Here is a 24,622-nt window from a genome sequence, read left to right as displayed (position 1 = left end):
ATCGAGGGTCCGGTCGTCCATCTCCGCCCGGCCCGGTGCCGCCCCGAAGACCGGGTCGTCGGCCGGGTCCGCGTCCGTCCCGGTGGTTGACGGTTCGACCGGGTCGGTCGGACCGGCCTCGGTGGACTCGTCCGCCGGGCTGTGCCGGCTGGACCGCAACGCGCCGACCAGGCCGAGCACACCGATCAGGATCAGCCCGCCGGCCAGGAACCAGCCCACCGGCGGCAGGACCAGGCCGAGCACCTGGGCCAGCAGCCACCATGCGGAGAGCAGGAGGAAGAGCAGCCCGAAGGCGAACGACACCAGGTCCGTGCGATGCACCCTCACCGGGTCACCTCCATGTGTCCGGCGTTGATCTGCAGGTTGAGGCGGAGCTTGCCGCCACCGGCACCGTCCGCGCCGAGGTCGACGATCTCCGTGAGCCGGTTGTCCAGGCCGCCGGCACGCTGGCCGAAGACGTTGGCGTCACCGGCGGTGACATGCGCGTTGGCCGTCACGTCCACGTTCGGCGGAACGACCACGGTGGCCTCGCCGAAGTTGATGACCACGGTGATCTCGGTTTCCTTCTGGTCGAAGTCCACCCCGCGCAGGTCGAGCACCGCGTCGGAGAAGCTCTGCTCGTACCGCACCGCGAGCTCGCGGTGGTCGGTCGGTGCCCAGGTCACGGTGCCGTCCACCCCTCGGACCCGGTCGTACGACTCGGCGACCGTGGCCACCGCCAGCGCGGCGGAGGCCACCAGACCGAGGGCGATGAGCCAGCGGGCCCGGCCGAACCAGGTGCCCACGAGCAGACCCAGCGCGATCACGGCGAGCACCGCCGCGAAGTACGCCGACGCACCGACGGGGAAGACGTCGAGCAGGTCGAGGATGCCGACCACACCCAGCGCGACGAAGATCAGCGAGAAGGTCACCGCACCGAGGGCGGAGCGTTCGCGGGGCTTCTTCGGCGGCTTGGGGCTGGGCGGCGGCGGTACCACCGGGGTCTGCCCGGCGTACGGGCCATGCGGGGCGAACGGGGCACGGTAGGTCGGCGAGTGCGGTGGCACGGTCGGCGGCACCACCAGTGGCGTCGGCGCGCCCGTGGACGGCCACGGGGGTGTCGGCGGCAGGTATCGCGTCGGCTCCTCGGTCTGCCCGGCCGGAGCGGGTGCCGCTCCGGGGGCCGGGGCGGGCGCGTGGAAGGCAGCCGGCGCGGCGAACGCCGGAGTGGTGCGGCCGAACCCGCCGGCCGGCGGCGGATACCCGGCGGGGCCGGGATAGCTCACCGGTGGCACCGGGCCGGGTGGTCCGGCAGGTGGCGCGGGTGCTCCGCCCGGACCGCCCGCCGGCTGCGGGGCGCGCTGCTGGTGGCGGTTGAGCAGCAACGCGCCGCCGACCAGGATCGCCGCGCCGAGCAGCACCGCGCGGAAGGCGTCGGTGACGATGAAGCCGAAGCTGATCGCGACCAGGATGCTGAGCACGATCACGGTCACCGGGGACATGCTGGACCGACCCCGACCGAGCATGGACTCGACCGGTGAGGCGGTGTCACCCTCGCCCGGGATGATCAACCAGGCGGCGACGTAGAGCAGGATGCCGATGCCGCCGAAGAAGCCGAGCACCGCGAGCAGCACCCGCCAGAGCACCGGGTCGGTGTTGGTGGCGCGACCGACGGCGGCACAGACCCCGGCGAGGTAGCGGCCGTCGCGGGGACGGACCAACCCGTACCGCGAGGTGAAGCCGGCGCCGCCGAAAGGCGACCAGGGGCCGTCCGACGGCGGTGGCGAGCCGGGTCCCCCGGGTGGTGGGGCGGCCGACGGGCCACCGGGGTACGCCGACCCGCCTGACCCGCCCGGCCCCCCCGGCCCGGCGGGTGGTGGCGTGCCGACCGGCGGAGGCGTCGCGTCCCAGGCCGTTCCCCCCGCCGGCGGTGCGGCCGAGGTGCCGGAACCGTCCGGCTCGGCGGCCGGGGTGTCGGGACCGTCCTGGACGGCCCCCGGTGGTCCGGACGCGTCCGGCGCCGGGACGTCGTGCCCCGGTGCCTTCTCCGTGGGCCCGGGCCGGTGCGGCTGAGCAGCGTCGTCGGTCATGTCTCGATACTGCTGCGCGGCGGACCCGAGCGACCTCCGGAGCCGACCCTGACCCCACCCTGAGATCGGCGGGCCGGTGAAGTCCGGGGCGTCCCCGTGGTCGGCCGACCACCGCGCGTGTGACGATCGGACCAGCGCCGCCGCACCGTCCGTCTCCGGCGCGAGCCGTCCTGACCAGGGAGTACGTGATCAGCACCGTCGTTGGGCCGCCGCGCCTCTACCGTGCCCCGGAGCACCGGATGGCCGCCGGGGTGGCGGCCGGCATCGCCGAGCACCTCGGTGTCCCGGTACTCCGGGTCCGGGTCGCCTTCATGGTGCTGCTCGGGCTGAGCGGGCTCGGCCTGCTGCTCTACGCCGCCTTCTGGGCCGTCGTGCCGCTGCGTCCGGGAGACACCGCCGTACCGCCCCGGCGGGAGTTCGGGCAGTTGCTGCCGTTCGTGGCGATCGGGCTGGGCGCCCTGCTGGTCCAGGTGGTGCTCTTCGACTCGGTGGGTGCCGCGGGCACCGCCGGCTGGCTGGTCGCGATCATCGCGGTGGGAGCCGGCGTGATCTGGCACCAGTCCACCCCGGAACGGCGGCGGCAGTGGGGCGAGTCGCTGCCGGTGCCGTGGCTCGGCGCGGTGGTGGAGGAGAGCGACCGGCGGGCCTTCGTGCTCCGGTTCGTCGGTGGTGGGGTGCTGGTCGCCGTCGGCATCATCGGCGTCGCCGCCGTGTACTCCCCGGCGCAGAACCTGGACGCGGTGATCAACGGCGTGATCTTCGCGCTGGTCGGCCTGGCCGGGGTCGGGGTGGTGATGGCACCGGTGCTCTGGCGGACCTGGAACCAGCTCCGTTCCGAGCGTGAGGGACGCATCCGGGAACAGGAACGGGCTGAGTTGGCCGCCATGGTGCATGACCAGGTGTTGCACACCCTCGCGCTGATTCAGCGCAACGCCAGTGACGTGAAGGCCGTCCAGCGGCTGGCCCGGGGCCAGGAGCGCTCGTTGCGGAACTGGCTCTACAAGCCGACCGCGTCGCCCACCGAGCGGTTCGCCGCCGCGTTGGAGCAGGCCGCCGCCGAGGTCGAGGACACCTTCGCGATCACCGTGGAGGCGGTGGTGGTCGGTGACCGGGAGACCGACGAACGGGTCGGCGCGATCGTCGCCGCGGCCCGGGAGGCGCTGGTGAACGCCGCCCGGCACGCCGGGGTGCAGACCGTATCGCTCTATGCCGAGGTGGAACCCGACCAGGTCAGCGTCTTCGTACGGGACCGGGGGGCGGGCTTCGATCCGGATACCGTGGAGGATCACCGGCACGGTGTACGGGGCTCGATCATCGGGCGGATGAAGCGACACGGCGGCCGGGCGGAGATCCGCTCCGGGCCGGGGGAGGGGACCGAGGTGCGACTGATCCTGCCGATCAGTCGGGACTCGGCCACGGCGGAAAGGGACAGATCATGACCGAGCAGTCGACGCCAGCGGCCGAGCCGACGGGAGCCGGACCCGAGCGGCTGCGCGTGTTCCTGGTCGACGACCACGCCATGTTCCGCGCCGGGGTCCGCGCCGAACTGGGCGCGCACGTGGAGGTGGTGGGCGAGGCGAGCACGGTCTCCGAGGCGGTCAGCAGGATCGCGGCCATCGAACCGGACGTGGTGCTGCTCGACGTACACATGCCCGACGGAGGTGGTCGTGCGGTGCTGGAGGCGATGCGGCGCAGCCACCCGCAGGTGCGGTTCCTGGCGCTCAGCGTCTCCGACGCCGCCGAGGACGTGATCGGGCTGATCCGGGCCGGCGCTCGGGGTTACGTCACCAAGACCATCTCGCCGGACGAGCTGGCCGCGGCGATCCGACGGGTGGCCGACGGCGACGCCGTGTTCAGCCCCCGGCTGGCCGGGTTCGTGCTGGACGCCTTCGCGGCCCGCCCCGACGCCCCGGTCGCCGACCCCGAGCTGGACCAGCTCACCAACCGCGAGCGCGAGGTGCTGCGGCTGCTGGCCCGGGGGTACGCGTACAAGGAGATCGCCCGGGAGTTGTACATCTCGATCAAGACGGTCGAGACCCACGTCTCCAACGTGTTGCGCAAGCTCCAGATGTCCAACCGCTACGAGCTGTCCCGCTGGGCCGCCGACCGCCGGTTGGTGTGAACGGACGGGGGCTCGTCCGGGCCCTCGGGCAGACGATCACCCGAGGAACTGATTCGGTCTCCTGTCTGGAATCGGCATCGTCCTTTCGGTTAGGATTCGGGGCGACGTGGCGGGATTCACCTCAGGTTTCCTGGTCGATGCTTCGGGGTGCTCCGGCCGCGCCGGCAATCGGCCATTCGGGCGCGAAAAAGCCGTTGACGGGCAGCTCATAGCATGCCTGTCGGGCGGCGTGGACGGGGCTCCGGGTCGATGTCGAGGCCGTCCCGGGCGGGTATCGGGTTGATAACACGCCTTTCGGCTTGGGCGCATCGGGTGTCACAGTGGCAGGCACCTCACAACCCCCTCGTGAGCCGAGCGCCCTGAGGAGGCACTCCCATGCGCGGGAAATTCCTGAAGGTGGCGGTCGCGGCGACCGCCACCGCCATGTTGGCCACCGCCTGTGGCGGTGGTAGCGACAACGACAACGAATCGAGCGGCCAGGCCGGCGGTACGTTGCGCGTCTACAACGCGGAGCCGGCGTTCCTGACGCCCTCCGGCGGTGACGACGAGCCGTCGCTGTACGTGATCCGTTCGCTCTTCCGTGGTCTGGTCAAGTACAACGCCGAGAGCGCTGCGGTCGAGATGGACCTGGCCGAGTCGGTTGACTCGGACGACCAGAAGCTCTGGACGATCAAGATCAAGGACGGCTACACCTTTGACAACGGTGAGCCGGTCAACGCCGACGCCTTCATCCGTTCCTGGAACTTCGCGGCCTACAGCCCGAACGCCCAGAACAACGGCTACTTCATGAAGCGGATCGCCGGTATCAAGGACGTCCAGTCCGAGGACCCGGACGGCGACGGCCCGCAGAAGGCCCCGGAGCCGAAGGCCAAGGAGCTGTCCGGCCTGAAGAAGGTCGACGACCTGACCTTCACCGTCGAGCTGGAGGCCCCGTTCTCCGGCTTCCCGACCACGATCGGCTACCCGGGCTTCTTCCCGATGGCCGAGGCCTGCATCGCCGACATCGCGGCCTGCAACGAGAAGCCGATCGGTAACGGCCCGTACAAGATCGACGGCAACTGGCAGCACAACGTCGCGATCAACGTGGTCCGCAGCGACAGCTGGAAGGGCGAGCCCGGCAAGCCGGACCGCATCGAGTACCGGATCTTCGCCGACATCGACGCCGGCTACGCCGCCTTCCAGGCCGGCGAGCTGGACGTGCTGTACACCGTGCCGCCGGCCCGGTACAAGGAGGCCAAGGCCACCTACGCCGACCGGATGTACGAGCAGCCGGGTGACAGCTTCACCTACGTCGGCATGCCGCTGTACCAGGACAACTTCAAGGACAAGCGGGTCCGCCAGGCGCTCTCGCTGTCGATCGACCGCCAGTCGATCATCGACGCCGTCTTCGACGGCCGGTTCACCCCGGCCACCGGCTTCGTCGCCCCGACCTTCGAGGGCGCTCGGGAGAACGTCACCCCGTACGCCGTGAAGGACGTCGAGAAGGCCAAGCAGCTGCTCGCCGAGGCCGGCGGCTGGCCGGCCGGTGAGAAGCTGATCCTGTGGGCCAACGCCGGTGCCGGCCACGACCAGTGGCTGCAGGCGGTCGGTGACCAGATCAAGGAGGCCCTGGGTATCGACTACGAGCTGCGGGTGAACCTGCAGTTCGCCGAGTACCTGGAGACCGCCGACCAGAAGAAGTTCACCGGTGGTTTCCGCCTCGGCTGGGGTCCGGACTACCCGTTCATGGAGACCTTCCTCTACCCGCTGTACGCCACGGGCTCGGGCAGCAACAACTCGACCTACAGCAACCCCGAGTTCGACGCCGCCATGAAGGAGGGTGACTCGGCCGACTCGATCCAGGCCGCGATCCCGTCCTACCAGAAGGCGGAGGACCTGGTCGGTGAGGACCTGCCGGTCATCCCGATGTGGTTCAACAAGGTTGGTGCCCTTTACAGCGAGAACGTCGACCAGTTCGTCTGGAACTCCGTCTCGGACGCCGACTACGCAGCGATTTCGCTGAAGCAGAACTGAGCTTCAACCGCCTGATCCTGCCGTAACACGACGTGGCGGCAACGGTCTCCCCACCAGGGTGATCGTTGCCGCCACGTCAGCGCCGAGAGGAGACCCCGACATGGGGCGCTACGTCATTCGACGGTTGCTCCAGTTCATCCCCACCGTGCTGGGCACCATGTTCCTGCTCCACTACCTGACTTCACTGGCGATCCAGTTCAGCGGGAACCCGGTCCGGGCGCTCTTCGGGGACCGGACGCCGCCGCCCGCGCTGCTGGAGGCGATCACCGAGCGACTCGGCTACGGTGACCCCTGCCTCGACCAGAAGGGCAACCCCTGCTTCGGGATGTTCCTGGACCGGCTGCAGGGCATCTTCCTGAACTTCGACTTCGGCATCAACCTGCGCCAGCGTGAGGTCACCGACCTGGTGGCGGACGCCATTCCGTTCACGCTCAAGCTGCTGCTCATCGCCATCGTCTTCGAGGCGGTCGTGGGTATCGCCGCCGGTGTGCTCGCCGGTCTGCGCGGCGGCAGCTTCGCCGACTACACGGTGAAGATCAGCACGGTCTTCGTCATCTCGGTGCCGATCTTCGTGCTCGGCCTGATCGTGCGGGAGTTCGTCGGCGTCAAGTTCGGCAACGTGCTGCGCGGCCAGAGCTGGATCCCCGACGTGATCTCCACCGGTATGTTCAGCCCCGGCTTCAAGCCCGACTATCCCTGGGCGAGTCTGATCATCCCGGGCATGGTGCTCGGTGCGACGTCGCTGGCGGTCACTGCCCGGCTCACCCGGACCAGCATCATGGAGAACATCCGGGCCGACTACGTCCGGACGGCGAAGGCCAAGGGCCTGACCACCAAGCGCGTCATCGGTGTGCACACGCTGCGTAACTCGCTGATCCCCGTGATCACCTTCCTGGGCGTCGACATCGGTGCCGCGATGGCCGGCGCGGTGGTCACCGAGACCATCTTCAACGTGCCGGGTATCGGTCGACTGGTGACGATGTCCGCGCGTACCGGGGAGTCCTCGGTGGTGATCGGCGTGGTGACCATGCTGGTGCTGGTCGTCCTGATCGCCAACCTGCTGGTCGACCTCCTGTACGCCGTGCTCGACCCGAGGATCCGTTATGAGTGACCGGACCGTGGTGACGATGCCGACGCAGGATCTTCCGACCGCTCCCGGGTGCCGGTGGAGCGAAACGAGGTGTGGACATGAGTGTGCGTAGCGAGCGAATCATCAGGCTCAGTGTGTTGGTGCCTCATGGCGGCGCGGAGCGAAGCGGAGCGTCGGCATGAGTGACCTGAACAGCGCGGGCGCCGCCGTCGGCGGGGCACCGGTGGGCGGTGACGGCCCCACGACCGATGCGCCGGTCGGCGGCAAGGAGCGCAGCGCCAGCCTCTGGGCGGACGCCCGGCGGCAGTTGCTGCGCGACCCGGTCTTCATGATCGCTTCCCTGTACATCCTCGTGGTGGGCTCGATGGCGGCCTTCCCGAAGCTCTGGACCAGCCAGGACCCGCGTGCCTGCAACACCGACCGGTCCCGGATCTCGCCCAGTTGGGAACACCCGTTCGGGTACGACATCCTGGGCTGCGACTACTACGCGCACGCGATCTACGGCGCGCGGCCGTCGATGGTCATCGCGGTCATGGCGACCGGTGGCATCGTGCTGGTCGGTGGCACGCTCGGCCTGCTCGCCGGCTACTACGGCGGCTGGGTCGACACGATCATCTCCCGGGTGATGGACATCGTCCTGTCGCTGCCGTTCCTGCTCGGCGCGATCGTGTTCCTCACGGTCATCAAGCGGCAGAACATCTGGACCCTGACCCTGGTGCTGTTCCTGCTCGCCTGGCCGACCATCGCCCGGATCACCCGAGGCAGCGTCATCTCCTCGAAGGACCTGGACTACGTACACGCGGCCAAGGCGGTCGGTGCCCGCAACTCGCGGCTGATGTTCCGGCACATCCTGCCGAACGCGATCGCTCCGATGCTGGTGTACGCCACCATCGTGCTCGGTTCGTTCGTCGCCGCGGAGGCCACGCTGACCTTCCTCGGCGTCGGGCTCCAGCCGCCGGCGCAGTCGTGGGGCATCATGATCTCGGTGCACCAGGTCTACTTCCTGGAGGACCCGTGGCTGCTGCTCTTCCCGTGTGGTCTGCTGGTCGGCACGGTGCTGTCCTTCATCCTCATGGGTGACGCACTGCGTGACGCCCTCGACCCGAAGTTCCGGTGATTCCGATGAGCGGATCCCAGCGGGCCAACCATCAGCACAAGGCGGTCGTGCCACACGGTGGCGCGGAGCGAAGCGGAGTGCAGGCATGAGCAGTGATGTGAACGTCAAGTTGGACGCGCTGCCGGGCCTCGACCCGAACGCGTTGCCACTACAGGTCAAGAACCTGCAGGTGGAGTTCCGTACCCGTAACGGCGTGGCTCGCGCGGTCAACGGGGTGAGCTTCGACGTGCGGGCCGGCGAGACCCGGGCGATCCTCGGTGAGTCGGGCTGCGGCAAGAGCGTGACCGCCCAGGCGATCATGGGCATCCTGGACAGCCCGCCCGGGTTCATCACCGGTGGCGAGATCCTGTACCGGGGTGTCGACCTGCTCAAGCTGCCGGAGTCCGAGCGCCGCAAGGTGCGCGCGAACCGGATCGCGATGATCTTCCAGGATGCGCTCTCCGCGCTGAACCCGGTCTTCACCGTCGGGTTCCAGCTCGGCGAGCTGTTCCGCAAGCACCGGGGCATGTCCCGCAAGGACGCCAAGGCCCGAGCCGTCGAACTGCTCGACCTGGTCAAGATTCCGGCGGCGCAGCAGCGGGTGAACGACTACCCGCACCAGTTCTCCGGCGGTATGCGGCAGCGCGTCATGATCGCCATGGCGCTGGCGCTCGACCCCGAGGTGCTGATCGCGGACGAGCCGACCACCGCACTGGACGTGACCGTGCAGGCCCAGATCATGGCCCTGCTGGCCGAGCTCCAGCGGGAACGGAACATGGCGCTGGTGCTGATCACCCACGACATGGGTGTGGTGGCCGACGTGGCCGACCGGATCTCCGTCATGTACGCCGGTCGGGTCATCGAGGAAGCCGGCGTGGACGACATCTACGCCACCCCGGCCCACCCGTACACCAAGGGTCTGCTGGAGTCGATCCCGCGGCTGGACCTCAAGGGTCAGGAACTCAGCGCCATCAAGGGGCTGCCCCCGGCGTTGACCAACATCCCGCCGGGGTGTGCCTTCAACCCTCGCTGCCGCTACACCCAGGACGTCTGCAAGCAGGACCCGGCGCCGCCGCTGTACCAGGTGTCGCCGAGCCGGACGGCTGCCTGCCACTTCTGGAAGGAGGTCAAGGGCGATGAGTGACGTGGTGTTGGAGACCCGTGACCTGGTCAAGCACTTCCCGCTGACCCGGGGCATCGTGTTCAAGAAGCAGGTCGGCGCGGTGCGCGCGGTCGACGGGGTCAACCTGGAGCTGCGGCGCGGCGAGACCCTCGGCATCGTGGGCGAGTCCGGCTGCGGTAAGTCGACGTTGGCGCGGATGCTCGTCGGTCTGGAGACGCCGACCTCCGGTGACCTGTTCGTGCAGGGCAAGAACATGGCCAAGGTCGGCGCCGAGGAACGACGTCGGGGCCGGCGGAACATCCAACTGGTGATGCAGGACCCGTACACCTCGCTGAACCCGCGGATGACCGTCGGCGACATCATCGGTGAGCCGTTCGAGGTGCACCCGGACGTGGTGCCGAAGGGCCAGCGTCGGCCCAAGGTGCAGGAGCTGCTGGAGCTGGTCGGCCTGAACCCCGACCACATCAACCGCTACCCGCACCAGTTCTCGGGCGGTCAGCGGCAGCGCATCGGCATCGCCCGGGCGTTGGCGCTCAACCCGGAGATCATCCTCTGTGACGAGCCGGTCTCGGCCCTGGACGTCTCCATCCAGGCGCAGGTGATCAACCTGCTGGAGAAGCTCCAGAACGAGCTGGGTCTGTCGTACATCTTCATCGCCCATGACCTGTCCGTGGTGCGGCACATCGCCGACCGGGTCGCGGTGATGTACCTCGGCAAGATCGTCGAGATCGGCACCGAGGACCAGATCTACGAGACGCCCACGCATCCGTACACCCAGGCGCTGCTGTCGGCGGTGCCGGTGCCGGACCCGAAGTTGCGTGGGCACCGTGACCAGATCGTCCTGACCGGCGACGTGCCGTCGCCGGCCAACCCGCCGTCCGGCTGCCGGTTCCGCACCCGCTGCTGGAAGGCCCAGGACGTCTGCGCGGAAGAGGAGCCACTGCTGCAGATCAGGGACAAGTCCGGCCACCCGAGCGCCTGCCACTTCGCCGAGGTACGCGACGTGGTGCACGCGACGGAGTAGCCACGCAGACGCCGTCGTGGCCGGTCATCCAAACCGGGAGCGGCGGTGAAGGTAGTGCCTCCTCAGTGATTCGGGGCGTCGGCCGTCACCAGCGGCCGGCGCCCCGGTCCGCGTCCAAGCCGCCGTGCCCGGACTGCCCTGGCGCCGGACTGCCGTGTCAGAGCTGCCGCGTCCGGACTGCTGTGTCAGGGCTGCCGCGTCCGGACTGCCGTGTCAGGGCTGCCGCGTCCGGACTGCCGTGCGGGGTCGTCACGGTCGGGTCGCCTGCGGCAGGGTCACCTGCGGCAGGGTCGCCACGGCCGGGTCGCTCGCAGCCGGGTCGCCCACGGTCGGTCCGGCGCCTACTCATGGGGACGGCCGATCCCCGGTGTGCCACGCCGACCGACCCGCGCGGGTCACAGTGGGCCGCGACCGGCCCGCAGCAGCAGCAGCGCCAACTGGGTGCCGTCGGCGCCGAGGGCGACCCGGAAGCGCTCCAGGATCTCCTGTTCCCGGGAGAGCACCAGCCGGGTGCCGCCGGAAGCCATCCGGGTCGCGCCGACCTCGCGGGACAGGGCGGCCCGCTCCTGCCACAGCTCGACGATCGTGCGGTCGATCTCGTCGATCCGTACCCGGATCTCGGCGATGCGGGCGGCGGCGCCCGGTTCTGCGGTCCCGGTGCCCGGGGTGTCCGCGCCGGGGCTGGTGCCGCCCTCCGCGCCGGTGCCGTTCGGGGCCGTGCCGGACTCGCCTGGGACGCCGTTCTGCTCCATCACGTCTGTCATCTTCGGGTACCTCTCACGGTGTGGTGCCCGGTGCCCGGATCCCGGGACGACAAAAGCCCCGGACTCCGAGAGCCCGGGGCTTTTCGTAGGTCTTGTCGATCAGGCGCGACCTACGGCTGCCGGACTCCCGGGGCCGTAGTAAAAGTAGAAGCGCTGGTCGAACACGCCGTCGAGTATGCCCGCAGCAGCCGTCGCCGCGCAAGGAAACCGGTTAGGAAGGGACCCTTCCTATGCACGAGGCGTTAGTAGGGGGCCCTTCCTTACACCGGGCGGCGGCGTGGGGCGGGGATGTCGGGGCGGCGGCATAGACTCGCCCTGCGATGCATCCTCTCTTCGACATCCCCGCGTCCCCGTCCGCGCCCGAGCCCGACCGGGCGCTGCCGCCGCGCCGGCCGGCTCCCGGCCGCCTCGATCCGTCCGAGTTGGTGGAAGGCCTCAACGGTCCCCAGCGGGACGCGGTCACCCATGCCGGCTCACCGCTGTTGATCGTCGCCGGTGCCGGTTCCGGCAAGACCCGGGTCCTGACCCACCGGATCGCGTACCTGCTCGCCGCGCGGGACGTGCACCCCGGCGAGATCATCGCGATCACCTTCACCAACAAGGCCGCCGGTGAGATGAAGGAACGGGTGGCCGCCCTGGTCGGTCCGCGTGCGCGGATGATGTGGGTCTCCACGTTCCACTCCGCCTGCGTACGGATCCTGCGCGCCGAGCACGAGCACGCCGGGCTCAAGTCCACCTTCTCGATCTACGACGCGGACGACTCCCGCCGGTTGATGCAGATGGTCACCCGCGAGCTCGACCTGGACCCGAAGCGCTACCCGGCGCGGGGCCTGACGGCCCAGGTCTCCAATCTCAAGAACGAGCTGGTCGACCCGGATACCTTCGCGGGCCGGGCGTCGGGGCCGAACGAGCGGGCACTGGCCGAGGCGTACACGCTGTACCAGCGACGGCTGCGCGAGGCGCACGCGCTGGACTTCGACGACCTGATCATGACGACGGTGCACCTGCTCCAGTCGCACCCGCACGTCGCCGAGACCTACCGCCGTCGGTTCCGGCACGTGCTGGTCGACGAGTACCAGGACACCAACCACGCGCAGTACGTGCTGATCAAGGAGTTGGTCTCCGGCACGGAGGGGCTGGCCCCGGCGGAGTTGTGCGTGGTCGGTGACGCGGACCAGTCGATCTACGCCTTCCGGGGCGCGACGATCCGCAACATCCTGGAGTTCGAACGCGACTTCGGCGACGCCCGCACCATCCTGCTGGAGCAGAACTACCGCTCCACCCAGACCATCCTGAACGCGGCCAACGCGGTGATCGACCGCAACACCTCGCGCAAGCCGAAGCGGCTGTGGAGCGACGCCGGGGCGGGCGAGCAGATCGTCGGGTACGTCGCCGACACCGAGCACGCCGAGGCGGACTGGGTGGGTCGGGAGATCGATCGACTGGTCGACGCCGACGAGACCCGGCCGGGCGACGTGGCGGTCTTCTACCGCACCAACGCGCAGTCCCGCGTCTTCGAGGAGGTGTTCATCCGGGTCGGCCTGCCGTACAAGGTCGTCGGCGGGGTGCGCTTCTACGAGCGCAAGGAGGTCCGCGACGCGTTGGCCTATCTGCGCGCGGTGGTCAACGACGACGACACGGTGAGTCTGCGCCGGATCCTGAACACGCCCCGGCGGGGCATCGGTGACCGGGCCGAGGCGTGCGTGGAGGCACTGTCCAGCCGGGACCGCATCTCCTTCGGTGCCGCGCTGCGCCGGGCCAAGGACGCGCCGGGCATCTCCACCCGCGCGGCCAACGGCATCGCCGACTTCGTCGCGCTGCTCGACTCCGCCCGGCAGGTGGCCGTCGACGGCACCCCCGAGGAGGTGCTGGAGGCAGTGCTGACCCGCTCGGGCTACCTGACCGAGCTGGAGGAGAGCCTGGACCCGCAGGACGCGGGCCGGGTGGACAACCTCCAGGAACTGGTCAGCGTGGCCCGGGAGTACACCGAACGGATCGAGGCGACCGGCGCGGAGGGGGAGCGGGCCACGCTGGCCGGTTTCCTGGAGCAGGTGGCCCTGGTGGCCGACGCCGACCAGATCCCCGCCGACGATCCCGAGCACCAGGGCGTGGTCACGCTGATGACCCTGCACACCGCCAAGGGGTTGGAGTTCCCGGTGGTCTTCCTGACCGGCCTGGAGGACGGCGTCTTCCCGCACCTGCGTTCGCTGGGCGACACCCGGGAGCTGGAGGAGGAACGGCGGCTGGCGTACGTGGGCATCACCCGGGCCCGGCAGCGCCTCTACCTGTCCCGTGCGGTGACCCGGTCGGCGTGGGGACAGCCGGCGTACAACCCGCCGTCGCGGTTCCTGGAGGAGCTGCCGACCGAACTGGTCCGCTGGGAGCGCACCGAGGGGTCGTACACCTCCTGGGGTGGCGGTGGCGGCGGCGTGGGCGGTCGCGCGGACCGGGTGGGCGGCGGCTTCACCGGCGGTACGCCCCGCGCGGTCCAGTTGGCCCGCAAGCTCGGCGTGGACGGCAGTCGGCTGGCCACCGCGAGCGAGCTGCCGCAGGGCCCCAAGGTCTCCGCCGGGGACCGGGTCAACCACCAGCGGTACGGACTCGGTCGGGTGGTGACGGTGGAGGGCCACGGTCCGGGTGCCCGCGCACAGATCGACTTCGGCGACCAGACGTTGTGGCTGGTGCTGCGGCACGCCCCGATCGAGAAGATCTGACGGGTCGGCGCACCGGCCCGGGGTGGGCCGGTGCGCCGAACGCTGGGCGTCAGCTCAGCACGCCACGTCGATGCCCCGGGCGCGCAGGAACGGCGCCGGGTCGATCTGGTTCCACATCTGACCCTGGTGCACCTCGAAGTGCAGGTGCGGCCCGGTGGAGTCACCGGTGGAGCCCTCCAGGCCGATGGTCTGCCCGGTGCTGACCTTCTCGCCCACGCTCACCCGGGTGGTGCTCAGGTGGGCGTAGTGGGTGAGGTAGCCGTTGCCGTGGTCGATGACGACCGAGATGCCGTATCCGTCACCGACGTCGCCGGCCTTCGTGACGGTGCCTTTGGAGGCGGCCCGCACCGGTGTGCCGGCGGGCAGCGCGAAGTCGATACCGGCGTGCAGCGTGCCCCAGCGGGGGCCGTAGCACGAGGTGATGGCGGCGCCGGCCATCGGGATGACCCAGTCGGGCTTCGGTGCCGCGCTCGTGGTGGTCTTCGTGGCGGCCTTGCTGGCCTTGGTCGCCGTCGGAAGGGGTTTCGCGGTCGGGCTCGCGCTGGGTGTCGTGGACGGACTGGCCGTCGGGGTCGGCGTCGGGCTCTCCGGGGCGGCCGACTCGCGGGCCGAGCGGTCGGCGCGGTCGGCGGCCTCCGCGCGGGCGGCGGCTTCGGCGCTGGCCTGCGCGTCGAGTGAGACGGGGCTCGGGGTCGGGCTGTCGTCGAGATTGGTCACGACGACGCCACCGATTCCGAGTCCCAGTACGGCGACCGCGCCGACGGCCAGCCGACGGCCGCGCCGACCGATCCGGCGGCGGTGCCGGGCGGGGGCGTGGGGGAGTTGGAGGTTCGGGGTGGAGCTGTCGTCCTGCACGGGGTGGACCTCACTGGATCGAGGGGTACGTGACCTGGAAATCCTGGTGTCGGTCGGGTGCGTGTCGGGTACCGGGGGTTCGACGGGGCGACGATGATGACGGGGCCGCTGCCCGGTTCTGTCCCCGGTTGTCGTCGGGTGACCGGGTCGCGGGGTCGGGCGTGGTGTGCGATCGGCCACAATGCGGACTGTGTCCTGGGACACTTTCCGATGCGGCCGCACACAGAAAACCGCCCGGATCGATCGATCCGGGCGGCTAACGGGTGCAACGGGGTGTCAGGACTCCGCTACCTCGCTGTAAATTGCCTCGACTTGCAGCTTGATGTCCACTCCGCGCTCCTGGAGCCAGGGCACCGGGTCGAGCGGCTTGCCCTTGACATGGATCTCCAGGTGCAGGTGGACCCCGTAGGAGTGTCCGGTGTTGCCGACCAGACCGAGCTGGTCGCCGGCCTTGACCTGCTGGCCCTCGCGGACGCTGACGGCCGAGGAGTGGCCGTAGATCGCCTCGCTGCCGTCGGGGTGCTGCACGATCACGGCGTTGCCGTATCCGCCGAACCAGCCGGCCTTGGTCACGGTGCCCTCGTGGATCGAGACGTACGGGGTGCCCTCCGGCGCGACCAGGTCGATGCCGGTGTGCAGCTTGCCCCACCGCATGCCGTAGGGGGAGTTGAAGTCGTAGCCCTGCAGTGGCAGCAGCCAGACGCCGGAGTCCTCGACGGTCTCCGGCGCGCTCCGGCTGTCCCGGGAGGACCGCTCGGCGGCGTCGGCGCGCTCGGCAGCACCCTGGCTGCTGACCGCTGCCTGCTTCAGCTCGTCGAGAACAGACTGTTCGACGCTCTTGGCGTCCGGCAGTGCACCGGCGCCCAGTGCCACCACACCGGCACCGACGAAGGCGGTGGTGACGACTGCGGCGTAGCGGCTACGCGGGGGGGTGGGTACGCGGCGGCGACCGCGATATCGATCGGGCTCAGACGACAGGCGCTGGCGCACGCACACCCTCCGTTGTCGGGGTTCCGAGGCGTTCGGCCGCCGTCCGGATCAGTGATCCGTCCGCCGGCTGGTCGCGTCGTCACCCGTCCGCAAACCTGATGACAACCGTGGACACGGTAGCCAACCGTCAGTCGCCCCACAAGCCGGAGCGCCGAACTCGTTGGACCTTTCTGTCCCTTTCCGTCCATTAATGTCATGGCTCGCGGCGCTGGAGGGCTGCCCTCGTTATCGTCCGTTCGTCGCACACCGTGACCGATCGGCGGAGTCGTCCTCCTTGACCCGGACCGGGTTGGTCATGCCTCTGTGTGAGGTCGTCGTGGCGGCGGGTCCGCCCCCGGTCTCGGCCCCGGTTCCCCGAGTTCGGGGTCGCGGGTTACCGTTCGTTCAGGTGAAAGCCCCGGAGCCGGTGAAAGGGATGCGCAGATGAGCTCTCGTGTTCGGGTCGTCGTCGCCAAGCCGGGCCTGGACGGCCACGACCGTGGGGCCAAGGTGGTGGCCCGCGCTCTCCGGGACGCCGGCATGGAGGTCATCTACACCGGCCTGCACCAGACGCCGGAGCAGATCGTGGAGACCGCGATCCAGGAGGACGCCGACGCGGTCGGCCTCTCCGTGCTCTCCGGCGCGCACATGACGCTGTTCCGCCGGGTGCTCGAACTGCTGGGCGAGCGCGACGCCCGGGACATCGTGGTCTTCGGCGGGGGCATCATCCCGGACGCCGACATCCCGGAGCTGGAGCAGCTCGGCGTGGCCAAGATCTTCACGCCGGGCGCGACCACCCAGTCCATCGTGGAGTGGGTTCGCAGCAACGTCGCCCAACCGGTGAGCTGAGCCCGACACGCGCGGACCCGATGGGCGCGTACGGGGATCGACGCGGGAAAAGGCGCGCAAGGGGAGGGGCCGGACGCACCCCTCACACGTCCGGCCCCTCTATGCACGATGCCCCGCCGCCACCCCTCGACCGACAGGGCATCGGCCGCTTGCGTCCTCGCGCCGTTCAGCGCTCCGACATCTGACTCAACGAGGCCCTGCCAACCGGGTTACGGACCGGCACCGGGTTCCCTGCCCGGCCCGTCGAGATCGCTCGAACGGGTGACACTGGAGCGGCCGCTGCGGCGCGGTGCACGCCGGTGACGCAGCGTCGGTGGCGGCTGTGGATTACCGCACACCCCGCACCCGCTCGGTTGCCGCCCGTGCCGACATCGTTAGGCTGCGCCCAATGAACCCCGCACCACCTCTGCCCACGGTCCGCAGGATCCACGGGGCGGGCGCGGTGCGCGAGTGCCGTGCGGTTCGGGCCGCGCGAGGTTCAGCGGTCTGCGTCAACTTCGACTGATGTCAGGCACCGCACTGTTTACTTTCCATACGCTGGTGGCGGCGCGACGGTGCGCCGCGGAGACGGGACGGGACGCGCAATCGTGGACCTGTACGAATACCAGGGGCGGGACCTGTTCGAGCGGCACGGTCTGCCCGTGCTCGCCGGCGGCGTTGCCACTACCCCGGAGGAGGCCCGCGCGATCGCCGATCGCCTCGGCGGCCGAGTGGTCGTCAAGGCGCAGGTGAAGGTCGGCGGGCGAGGCAAGGCCGGCGGCGTCAAGCTCGCCGAGGGCGCGGAGGAGACGGTGGCCCGCGCCACCGACATCCTCGGCATGGACATCAAGGGTCACACGGTCCACAAGGTCATGATCACGGTGACCGCGGACGTGGCCGACGAGTACTACTTCTCGTACCTGCTGGACCGGGCGAACCGCACCTTCCTCTGCATCGCCAGCGTCGCTGGCGGCATGGACATCGAGCAGGTCGCCGCGGACACCCCGGACAAGGTCGTCAAGGCCCCGATCGACGCCGTCAAGGGTGTCGACGAGGCCAAGGCCCGGGAGATCGTCTCCGCCGCCGGCTTCCCGGCCGAGGTCGCCGACCAGGTCGTCGACGTCGCGGTGGGGCTGTGGAAGGCGTTCGTCGCCGAGGACGCCACGCTGGTCGAGGTCAACCCGTTGGCCAAGACCGGTGACGGCACGCTGCTGCTGCTGGACGCCAAGATCTCGCTGGACGAGAACGCCGGCTTCCGGCACCCGGACCACGAGGCCCTGGTCGACCAGGCGACCGTGGACCCGCTGGAGCAGGCCGCCAAGGAGAAGGACCTCAACTACGTCAAGCTCGACGGCGAGGTCGGCATCATCGGCAACGGCGCAGGTCTGGTCATGTCCACGCTCGACGTGGTCGCGTACGCCGGTGAGCGGCACGGCAACGTCAAGCCGGCCAACTTCCTCGACATCGGCGGCGGTGCGAGCGCCGCGGTGATGGCCAACGGCCTGGAGATCGTGCTCTCCGACCCGGCGGTCCGCAGCGTCTTCGTCAACGTCTTCGGTGGCATCACCGCCTGCGACGAGGTCGCCAACGGCATCATCCAGGCGCTGGCCCTGCTGGAGCAGCGCGGGGAGCAGGTCACCAAGCCGCTCGTCGTGCGGCTCGACGGCAACAACGCCGAAGCTGGTCGGGCGATCCTCGACAGCGCGAACAACCCGCTGGTGCAGCGGGTCGACACCATGGACGGCGCGGCCGAGCGGGCCGCCGAGCTGGCGGCTGCGGGGGTCTGACAATGGCTATCTGGCTGACCAAGGACTCGAAGGTCATCGTCCAGGGGATGACCGGTTCCGAGGGTTCCAAGCACACCCGGCGGATGCTCGCGGCCGGCACCAACGTCGTCGGCGGCGTGAACCCGCGCAAGGCGGGCACCACCGTCGACTTCGACGGCACCGAGCTGCCGGTCTTCGCCAGCGTCGCGGACGCGATGAAGGACACCGGTGCCGACGTCACCGTCATCTTCGTGCCCCCGCAGTTCACCAAGGGCGCGGTCATCGAGGCGATCGACGCCGAGATCCCGCTGGCCGTGGTGATCACCGAGGGTGTGCCGGTGCACGACACCGCCGTCTTCTGGGCGTACAACACGGGCAAGGGCGAGCGGACCCGGATCGTCGGGCCGAACTGCCCCGGCATCGCCTCGCCGGGTGCCTCCAACGCCGGCATCATCCCGGCCGACATCACCGGCAGCGGCCGCATCGGCCTGGTCAGCAAGAGCGGCACGCTGACCTACCAGATGATGTACGAGCTGCGGGACATCGGCTTCTCGACCTGCGTCGGCATCGGTGGTGACCCGATCATCGGCACCACGCACATCGACGCGCTGGCCGCGTTCGAGGCCGACCCGGACACCGATGCCATCGTGATGATCGGTGAGATCGGCGGCGACGCCGAGGAGCGGGCGGCCGAGTACATCAAGGCCAACGTCACCAAGCCGGTGGTCGGCTACATCGCCGGCTTCACCGCCCCGCCCGGCAAGACCATGGGGCACGCCGGTGCGATCATCTCGGGTTCGGCGGGTACCGCCGACGCGAAGAAGGCCGCGCTGGAGGCGGTCGGCGTCAAGGTCGGCAAGACCCCGACCGAGACCGCCAAGCTGATGCGCGAAATCATGTCCGCCGGCTGAGCCGGTACGACAGTCTTCGAGGGGCCGACCGGAAGGTCGGCCCCTCAGCGGTTCCAGTACGGGTAGTTGCCCGTGGCGGACAGGATCAGGCTGACCACGATGTTGACCACACCCAGACCGATCGAGACGTAGCCCAGCACCGGGGACTGCCGGTAGCGGCGCGCGTCGCGGATCGACAGCCAACCGAAGACGATGCCGAGGATGCCGCAACAGAGCACCCCGGTCACGATGCCCAGCACGCCCCACAGGGTGGTGCGGTCCCGGCCCGCCGGTGGCGGCGGGGGCGGTGGATACGGAGCGTTCACGGCTTCCCTCCGGACACTAACTGCCGCGACGTCAGCCACGGCTCTGAGCCGAGGCTAGACCGGAGCCCCTTGCCGGCACGGCGGATCGGGCGAACTCACCTCCGGACGGGGTGGTGTCGGACAGCCGAGGCGGCCCCGGCATGCCAGAGTAGAGACGATGTCCTCCGTCACCCCTGACCAGCCGCGCCGGGCCACCGACGCCCGCGGAGTCGGTGCCCGGCCACCCGGTCGCGCCGGCCCGCCCCGCCGGGTACCGGTGCAACGGGGCACACCCGGCGGTCGCCGTCACCCGCCCCTCGCGGTCGCCGCGCTGGTGGCCGCCGGTGGGGCCGCGCTCACCTCCTGGCTGCCGGTGGCGTTCGCGCTCTGGTTGTTCCAGCTCAGCGAGGGTGCCGCCACCCTGCTGGGCGCGATCCGCGCGGGGGCGGCCGGATGGCTGCTCGGGCACGGCGTACCCCTGGACACCGCCGCCGGCCCCCTGGGCCTGGCCCCGCTCGCGGTCACCGTGCTGGCGATCTGGCGGCTCACCCGGGCCGGCGTGCACGCCAGTCGCGCGGTCGGCGCGCGCGGCAGCCGGTCACCGGGACGCACGCTGGCCGTCGCGGCGGCGGTCGGAGTCGGGTACGGCCTGATCGGGCTGCTCGCCGCGCTGCTCGTGGGCACCGGCGACACCGGTGTGTCGTGGTCGCGGGCCGCAGTGACGCTCGCCGTGCTCGGCACGCTCGCCGCCGGTCTCGGCGCGGTCCGGACCACCGAGCTGGCCGACGTGCTCGCCGGGCAGGTGCCGACGCCGGTGCGCGAAGGGGCCCGGGCCGGCCTGGTGGCCGCACTGGTGCTGCTCGGCGCGGGGGCGGCCGGGGCGGGACTGGCCGTGGCGACCGGCGGGGGCGACGCGGCCGACCTGATCGGCGCCTACCGCACCGGCGTGGCCGGGCAGGCGGGCATCACCCTGGTCAGCCTGGCGTACGCGCCGAACGCCACCCTCTGGTCCACCAGCTACCTGCTCGGGCCCGGCTTCGCCGTCGGCACCGACACGGCGGTCCGCACCAGCGAGGTGTCCGTCGGCGCGCTACCGGCGCTGCCGTTGTTCGCCGGACTGCCGAGCGGGCCGGTCGACGGGCTCGGCTCGATCGTGATTCTCGCGATGCCGGTCCTGGTGGGCATGGGCGCCGGTTGGCTACTGGCCCGCCGGTTGATCCGGTCCGCCGGGGCCGACCGCGCACCGCTGCGCTGGCGGCGGCTGCTGGTGCCGGCGGTACTCGTCGGCCCGGTGGCCGGGGCGCTTCTCGGGGTGCTCGCCGAGGTCTCCGGCGGGCCGCTCGGTGCCGGGCGGCTGGCCGAGGTCGGCCCGGTCGGTTGGCAGGTGGCGCTGGCCGCGGCGCTGATCACGGGCGGCGGGGCGGTGCTCGGCGCGGCGGCCACCCGCTGGCTCACCCGTCACCCGAGCTGACCGCTGGGCCGACCGTCACGGCGGAGACCGTCACCGCTGTGGGAGGGCCAGAAACGGGCGAGGGGCGCTCTGGCAGTGCGGAGCGCCCCTCGACCAGCTTTGTCGTTGTCTCTAGCCACGGGTCACAAAGCTGATCAAGATCATTACGATCTGGAGCACGCCCAGCAGAAGCCCGATGCCACCACAGATCAGGCCGGCGAGAGCCTGCCCGGAGTTGCTCGCCAGGCCCTGATCGGCCTTCTGCTTGCCCATCCAACCGGTGATGGCCGCGGCCAACCCCAGCGGGATGCCGAGATAGCAGCAGACCAGCGGAATCGATGCGATGCCGAGGATCATCGATACCAGGCCGAGGGTGTTCTGCTGTCCCCCCGAGCCGGCGAAGCCCGCGTGCGGGTACATCGGCGCACCGCCGTACGGCTGCGGGGCGTACGGGTCATGGTAGGGCTGGCCACCGTAGGGGTGCCCCGACGTCGGCGGCTGACCGTACGCCGGCGCTCCGGCGGGCGGGGCCGAGTACGGGTCGTACGGCTGCCCGGAGGTGGGCGGCTGCTGGCCGTACGGGTCGTAGGGCTGCCCCGAGGCGGGCGGCTGCTGACCGTACGGGTCGGCCTGCTGATACGGGTCGGCCTGCTGGTACGGGTCGACCGCAGGCGTGTGCGGTTCAGGTGTGGCGTACGGGTTGGCCGGCGGCGGTGCGTAGGGATTGGCCGGCGGCGGCGCGTACGGGTTGTGCGGAGGTGGAGCTGTCGGGTCCCCGTACGGCTGTTGCTGGCCGTACGGGTCCTGACCGGGGTTACCGGGTTGCATGTGGTTCCGTAACTCAGACGTTCGAGCCGCTGAGCGAACCGAGGACGCCACCGCCCAGGCAGCAGAGCAGCACGATCGCGAGCCACGCGACACCGACGATGATGGCCCACTTGGACCACTTCTTCGACTCGGCGGACGCGGCCTGGGCACCGGCGTAGTCACCCTGCTGGAGCAGCTGGTTGACCTTCGAGGCGTTGATGATGGCAGGGATCGCCAGCGGCCAGAAGAGGAAGATGGCGACGATCGACATCGTCATGTTGTTGTCGACCTGCTGGGGCGGCTGGGAGGGGTATCCGGGCTGCATGGTGACGAGCTCCTCACGTACGTGTCGCTGATGGGTGCGGGCCGGACATGCGCCGGTCCCAAGCGACCGGCAGCGTACCCGGTCTGTGCGACTTCGGTGGTCGGTGAAGGGTCGGCGGCCCACCGGGTGGGCACCGGACCAGCGCCGATCCGCCGCCGGATAGGGTGTGCCGGTGACCGAGCCCGCCCGCATCGTCGTCCTCGTCTCCGGCTCCGGCAGCAACCTGCAGGCGCTGCTGGATGCGACCGCCGACCCGGCGTACGGGGCCCGGGTGGTCGCGGTGGGCGCGGACCGCGACGGCATCGCCGGGCTGGACCGGGCCGCCGCCGCAGGGGTGCCGACCTTCGTGGCGCGGGTCAAGGACCACCCGTCCCGCGAGGAGTGGGATGCGGCGCTCACCGAACGGGTCGCCGAGCACCGGCCCGACCTGGTCGTCTCCGCCGGGTTCCTGAAGCTGGTCGGCACGCGGTTCCTCGCCGCCTTCGGCGACCGCTACCTGAACACCCACAACACGCTCCTGCCGGCGTTCCCCGGCATCCACGGCCCCCGGGACGCGCTCGCCTACGGGGTGAAGGTCACCGGGGCGACGCTCTTCTTCGTCGACGCCGGGATGGACACCGGCCCGATCGTGGCGCAGGTGGCGGTGCCGGTGCACGAGGACGACGACGTGGACACGCTCACCGAGCGCATCAAGGAAGCCGAGCGGCAGCAACTCGTCGAGCAGGTGGGCCGGCTGGTCCGCGAGGGTTGGACGATCACCGGGAGAAAGGTCACAGTTCCGTGAGTTCCATCGAGGACGGGCGCCGCCCGATCCGGCGGGCACTGGTCAGCGTCTACGACAAGAGCGGTCTGGTCGACCTGGCCCGGGCGTTGCACGCCGCCGGGGTGGAGATCGTCTCCACCGGGAGCACCGCGTCGACGATCGCCGGTGCCGGTGTGCCGGTGACCGCCGTGGAGCAGGTGACCGGCTTCCCGGAGATCCTCGACGGCCGGGTGAAGACCCTGCACCCGAAGATCCACGGTGGACTCCTCGCCGACCTGCGCAAGGACACCCACGTCGCCCAGCTCGACGAGCACGGCATCGCCGGGATCGATTTGCTGGTGTCCAACCTGTACCCGTTCCAGCAGACCGTCGCCTCCGGCGCGAGCCAGGACGAGTGCGTCGAGCAGATCGACATCGGTGGTCCGGCGATGGTGCGCGCCGCCGCCAAGAACCACGCCTCGGTGGCCGTGGTGACCGACCCGGCCGCGTACCCGCTGCTGCTGGCCGCGCTCGACGGCGGTGGCTTCACCCTGGCGCAGCGGCGGGCGCTGGCCGCCCGCGCCTTCGCCGACATCGCCGAGTACGACGTGGCGGTCGCCGACTGGTTCGCCACGTCCCTGGCCCCGGCGGAGGAAGGCGGAGCGGAGTTCGCCGGGCTGGCGCTGCGGCGGCAGGCGGTGCTGCGGTACGGCGAGAACCCGCACCAGGGCGCGGCGGTCTACGCGGACCCGGCGAGCCCGCCCGGGTTGGCCCAGGCCGAGCAGCTGCACGGCAAGGAGATGTCCTACAACAACTACGTCGACGCCGACGCCGCCTGGCGGGCCGCGAACGACTTCGCCGACCAGCCGGCGGTGGCCGTGATCAAGCACGCCAACCCGTGCGGCATCGCGGTCGGCGCGGACGTGGCCGAGGCGCACCGCAAGGCGCACGCCTGCGACCCGGTCTCCGCCTTCGGTGGCGTCATCGCGGTGAACCGGCCGGTCTCGGTCGAGCTGGCCGGGCAGATCGCCGAGATCTTCACCGAGGTCGTGGTGGCACCCGGGTACGAGCCGGGGGCCGCCGAGGTGCTCCAGGCCAAGAAGAACATCCGGCTGCTGCGGGCACCGGAGTTCCGCCCGCTGTCGACCGAGTGGCGGCAGATCACCGGCGGTGTCCTGGTGCAGGAACGCGACGCGATCGACGCCGAGGGCGACGCCCCGGCGACCTGGCGGCTGGCCACCGGCGAGGCGGCCGACGAGGCGACCCTGGCCGACCTGGCCTTCGCCTGGCGGGCGGTGCGCGCGGTGAAGAGCAACGCGATCCTGCTGGCGCAGGACGGGGCCACGGTCGGCGTCGGGATGGGCCAGGTCAACCGGGTCGACTCGGCGCGACTGGCGGTCAGCCGGGCCGGTGCGGACCGGGCGCGGGGCGCGGTGGCGGCCTCGGACGCGTTCTTCCCGTTCGCCGACGGCCCGCAGATCCTGATCGACGCCGGGATCCGGGCGATCGTGCAGCCGGGCGGCTCGATCCGGGACGAGGAGGTGATCGCCGCCTGCAAGCAGGCCGGCGTCACCATGTACCTGACCGGCACCCGGCACTTCTTCCACTGACCCGCCGCCGCGCGACCGGCGGCGCCGTGTGCGCTTGCGGCTGTGATGTTAGGAAGGGTC

At 70.7% G+C, this 24,622-nt stretch carries 21 protein-coding genes and 1 pseudogene; 14 read left to right on the top strand and 8 right to left on the bottom strand.

Annotated features, from left to right (window positions below; all coding sequences use genetic code 11):
* Positions 1–72: 72 nt before the first annotated feature.
* Positions 73–327 (bottom strand): annotated as a pseudogene (locus ACZ31C_RS07820) (hypothetical protein); the annotation flags it as partial.
* Entirely contained in the window at positions 324–2,069 is a 1,746-nt protein-coding gene (locus tag ACZ31C_RS07815) for a PspC domain-containing protein (protein ID WP_465794640.1), read from the bottom strand. The pseudogene ACZ31C_RS07820 and the gene ACZ31C_RS07815, both read right to left, overlap by 4 nt.
* 170 nt (positions 2,070–2,239) lie before the next feature.
* Here ACZ31C_RS07815 and ACZ31C_RS07810 point away from each other — a divergent pair, with 170 nt between their 5' ends.
* The 7 genes from ACZ31C_RS07810 (at position 2,240) to ACZ31C_RS07780 (ending at position 10,537) form a co-directional block, all read left to right on the top strand.
* On the top strand, positions 2,240–3,508 hold the full coding sequence (locus ACZ31C_RS07810) for a PspC domain-containing protein (protein WP_465795008.1): 1,269 nt from the start codon (positions 2,240–2,242) through the stop codon (positions 3,506–3,508).
* Complete coding sequence (locus ACZ31C_RS07805) at positions 3,505–4,191, top strand: response regulator (RefSeq protein WP_396690389.1); 687 nt, start codon at positions 3,505–3,507, stop codon at positions 4,189–4,191. The genes ACZ31C_RS07810 and ACZ31C_RS07805 overlap by 4 nt, the downstream gene beginning before the upstream one ends.
* A gap of 375 nt (positions 4,192–4,566) precedes the next feature.
* Positions 4,567–6,204 carry a peptide ABC transporter substrate-binding protein gene (locus tag ACZ31C_RS07800; protein WP_396741568.1) on the top strand — a complete coding sequence of 546 codons (1,638 nt, stop codon included), beginning with the start codon at positions 4,567–4,569 and terminating at the stop codon, positions 6,202–6,204.
* 100 nt (positions 6,205–6,304) lie between these two features.
* Complete coding sequence (locus ACZ31C_RS07795; RefSeq protein WP_131053632.1) at positions 6,305–7,315, top strand: ABC transporter permease; 1,011 nt, start codon at positions 6,305–6,307, stop codon at positions 7,313–7,315.
* Positions 7,316–7,472: 157 nt separating this feature from the next.
* Complete coding sequence (locus ACZ31C_RS07790) at positions 7,473–8,411, top strand: ABC transporter permease (protein ID WP_465794639.1); 939 nt, start codon at positions 7,473–7,475, stop codon at positions 8,409–8,411.
* Between the two features lie 85 nt (positions 8,412–8,496).
* Positions 8,497–9,534 (top strand): ABC transporter ATP-binding protein, encoded by a 1,038-nt coding sequence (locus ACZ31C_RS07785; protein WP_396741564.1) that lies wholly within the window; start codon positions 8,497–8,499, stop codon positions 9,532–9,534.
* A complete protein-coding gene (locus ACZ31C_RS07780; RefSeq protein ID WP_396741562.1) occupies positions 9,527–10,537 on the top strand; it encodes an ABC transporter ATP-binding protein in 1,011 nt (336 codons plus the stop codon). The genes ACZ31C_RS07785 and ACZ31C_RS07780 overlap by 8 nt, the downstream gene beginning before the upstream one ends.
* A 395-nt stretch (positions 10,538–10,932) precedes the next feature.
* Here ACZ31C_RS07780 and ACZ31C_RS07775 read toward each other — a convergent pair whose 3' ends face one another.
* On the bottom strand, positions 10,933–11,301 hold the full coding sequence (locus tag ACZ31C_RS07775; RefSeq protein ID WP_465794638.1) for a chorismate mutase: 369 nt from the start codon (positions 11,299–11,301) through the stop codon (positions 10,933–10,935).
* A 320-nt stretch (positions 11,302–11,621) separates the two neighbouring features.
* Here ACZ31C_RS07775 and pcrA point away from each other — a divergent pair, with 320 nt between their 5' ends.
* Positions 11,622–14,015, top strand: a complete 2,394-nt coding sequence (pcrA, locus tag ACZ31C_RS07770) for a DNA helicase PcrA (RefSeq protein WP_465794637.1) — start codon at positions 11,622–11,624, stop codon at positions 14,013–14,015.
* Positions 14,016–14,069: 54 nt separating this feature from the next.
* Here pcrA and ACZ31C_RS07765 read toward each other — a convergent pair whose 3' ends face one another.
* Both ACZ31C_RS07765 and ACZ31C_RS07760 read right to left on the bottom strand, forming a co-directional pair.
* Complete coding sequence (locus ACZ31C_RS07765; RefSeq protein ID WP_465794636.1) at positions 14,070–14,870, bottom strand: M23 family metallopeptidase; 801 nt, start codon at positions 14,868–14,870, stop codon at positions 14,070–14,072.
* A gap of 276 nt (positions 14,871–15,146) precedes the next feature.
* A complete protein-coding gene (locus tag ACZ31C_RS07760; protein WP_350692736.1) occupies positions 15,147–15,860 on the bottom strand; it encodes a M23 family metallopeptidase in 714 nt (237 codons plus the stop codon).
* 423 nt (positions 15,861–16,283) lie between these two features.
* Here ACZ31C_RS07760 and ACZ31C_RS07755 point away from each other — a divergent pair, with 423 nt between their 5' ends.
* The 3 genes from ACZ31C_RS07755 to sucD all read left to right on the top strand — a co-directional run bounded on the left by ACZ31C_RS07755 (position 16,284) and on the right by sucD (position 19,344).
* On the top strand, positions 16,284–16,688 hold the full coding sequence (locus tag ACZ31C_RS07755) for a cobalamin B12-binding domain-containing protein (RefSeq protein ID WP_350692734.1): 405 nt from the start codon (positions 16,284–16,286) through the stop codon (positions 16,686–16,688).
* A 587-nt stretch (positions 16,689–17,275) separates the two neighbouring features.
* Positions 17,276–18,454 (top strand): ADP-forming succinate--CoA ligase subunit beta, encoded by a 1,179-nt coding sequence (gene sucC / locus ACZ31C_RS07750; protein WP_449942862.1) that lies wholly within the window; start codon positions 17,276–17,278, stop codon positions 18,452–18,454.
* Between the two features lie 2 nt (positions 18,455–18,456).
* Positions 18,457–19,344, top strand: a complete 888-nt coding sequence (gene sucD, locus ACZ31C_RS07745) for a succinate--CoA ligase subunit alpha (RefSeq protein ID WP_465794635.1) — start codon at positions 18,457–18,459, stop codon at positions 19,342–19,344.
* Positions 19,345–19,388: 44 nt separating this feature from the next.
* On the opposite strand, the gene ACZ31C_RS07740 is transcribed toward sucD, so the two are convergent.
* Positions 19,389–19,649, bottom strand: a complete 261-nt coding sequence (locus tag ACZ31C_RS07740; RefSeq protein ID WP_131056226.1) for a DUF4190 domain-containing protein — start codon at positions 19,647–19,649, stop codon at positions 19,389–19,391.
* A 157-nt stretch (positions 19,650–19,806) separates the two neighbouring features.
* Between ACZ31C_RS07740 and ACZ31C_RS07735 the strand changes: the two genes are divergently transcribed.
* Positions 19,807–21,099: a cell division protein PerM gene (locus ACZ31C_RS07735; RefSeq protein WP_465794634.1), complete on the top strand. Its 1,293-nt coding sequence runs from the start codon at positions 19,807–19,809 to the stop codon at positions 21,097–21,099.
* A 111-nt stretch (positions 21,100–21,210) separates the two neighbouring features.
* Here the strand turns inward: ACZ31C_RS07735 and ACZ31C_RS07730 are convergent, their stop codons facing one another.
* Complete coding sequence (locus tag ACZ31C_RS07730; protein WP_465794633.1) at positions 21,211–21,906, bottom strand: DUF4190 domain-containing protein; 696 nt, start codon at positions 21,904–21,906, stop codon at positions 21,211–21,213.
* Positions 21,907–21,919: 13 nt separating this feature from the next.
* Positions 21,920–22,210 carry a CD225/dispanin family protein gene (locus ACZ31C_RS07725; protein WP_396690415.1) on the bottom strand — a complete coding sequence of 97 codons (291 nt, stop codon included), beginning with the start codon at positions 22,208–22,210 and terminating at the stop codon, positions 21,920–21,922.
* A gap of 172 nt (positions 22,211–22,382) precedes the next feature.
* Here ACZ31C_RS07725 and purN point away from each other — a divergent pair, with 172 nt between their 5' ends.
* Entirely contained in the window at positions 22,383–22,994 is a 612-nt protein-coding gene (gene purN / locus ACZ31C_RS07720; RefSeq protein WP_350692723.1) for a phosphoribosylglycinamide formyltransferase, read from the top strand.
* Positions 22,991–24,562 (top strand): bifunctional phosphoribosylaminoimidazolecarboxamide formyltransferase/IMP cyclohydrolase, encoded by a 1,572-nt coding sequence (gene purH / locus ACZ31C_RS07715; protein ID WP_465794632.1) that lies wholly within the window; start codon positions 22,991–22,993, stop codon positions 24,560–24,562. The genes purN and purH overlap by 4 nt, the downstream gene beginning before the upstream one ends.
* The last annotated feature ends 60 nt before the right edge of the window (positions 24,563–24,622 follow it).

The organism is Micromonospora sp. NPDC023869 (assembly GCF_055559695.1).
Note: the sequence above shows the minus strand (reverse complement) of the source record. Positions and strands in the feature narration are given on the sequence as shown.

Coding starts and splice junctions, on each gene's coding strand:
- ACZ31C_RS07780 (WP_396741562.1), top strand. CDS start 9,527: ATGAGTGACGTGGTGTTGGAGACCCGTGACCTGGTCAAGCACTTCCCG.
- ACZ31C_RS07805 (WP_396690389.1), top strand. CDS start 3,505: ATGACCGAGCAGTCGACGCCAGCGGCCGAGCCGACGGGAGCCGGACCC.
- ACZ31C_RS07790 (WP_465794639.1), top strand. CDS start 7,473: ATGAGTGACCTGAACAGCGCGGGCGCCGCCGTCGGCGGGGCACCGGTG.
- ACZ31C_RS07755 (WP_350692734.1), top strand. CDS start 16,284: ATGAGCTCTCGTGTTCGGGTCGTCGTCGCCAAGCCGGGCCTGGACGGC.
- ACZ31C_RS07725 (WP_396690415.1), bottom strand. CDS start 22,210: ATGCAGCCCGGATACCCCTCCCAGCCGCCCCAGCAGGTCGACAACAAC.
- ACZ31C_RS07785 (WP_396741564.1), top strand. CDS start 8,497: ATGAGCAGTGATGTGAACGTCAAGTTGGACGCGCTGCCGGGCCTCGAC.
- ACZ31C_RS07730 (WP_465794633.1), bottom strand. CDS start 21,906: ATGCAACCCGGTAACCCCGGTCAGGACCCGTACGGCCAGCAACAGCCG.
- pcrA (WP_465794637.1), top strand. CDS start 11,622: ATGCATCCTCTCTTCGACATCCCCGCGTCCCCGTCCGCGCCCGAGCCC.
- ACZ31C_RS07735 (WP_465794634.1), top strand. CDS start 19,807: ATGTCCTCCGTCACCCCTGACCAGCCGCGCCGGGCCACCGACGCCCGC.
- ACZ31C_RS07775 (WP_465794638.1), bottom strand. CDS start 11,301: ATGACAGACGTGATGGAGCAGAACGGCGTCCCAGGCGAGTCCGGCACG.
- ACZ31C_RS07800 (WP_396741568.1), top strand. CDS start 4,567: ATGCGCGGGAAATTCCTGAAGGTGGCGGTCGCGGCGACCGCCACCGCC.
- sucD (WP_465794635.1), top strand. CDS start 18,457: ATGGCTATCTGGCTGACCAAGGACTCGAAGGTCATCGTCCAGGGGATG.
- ACZ31C_RS07815 (WP_465794640.1), bottom strand. CDS start 2,069: ATGACCGACGACGCTGCTCAGCCGCACCGGCCCGGGCCCACGGAGAAG.
- ACZ31C_RS07795 (WP_131053632.1), top strand. CDS start 6,305: ATGGGGCGCTACGTCATTCGACGGTTGCTCCAGTTCATCCCCACCGTG.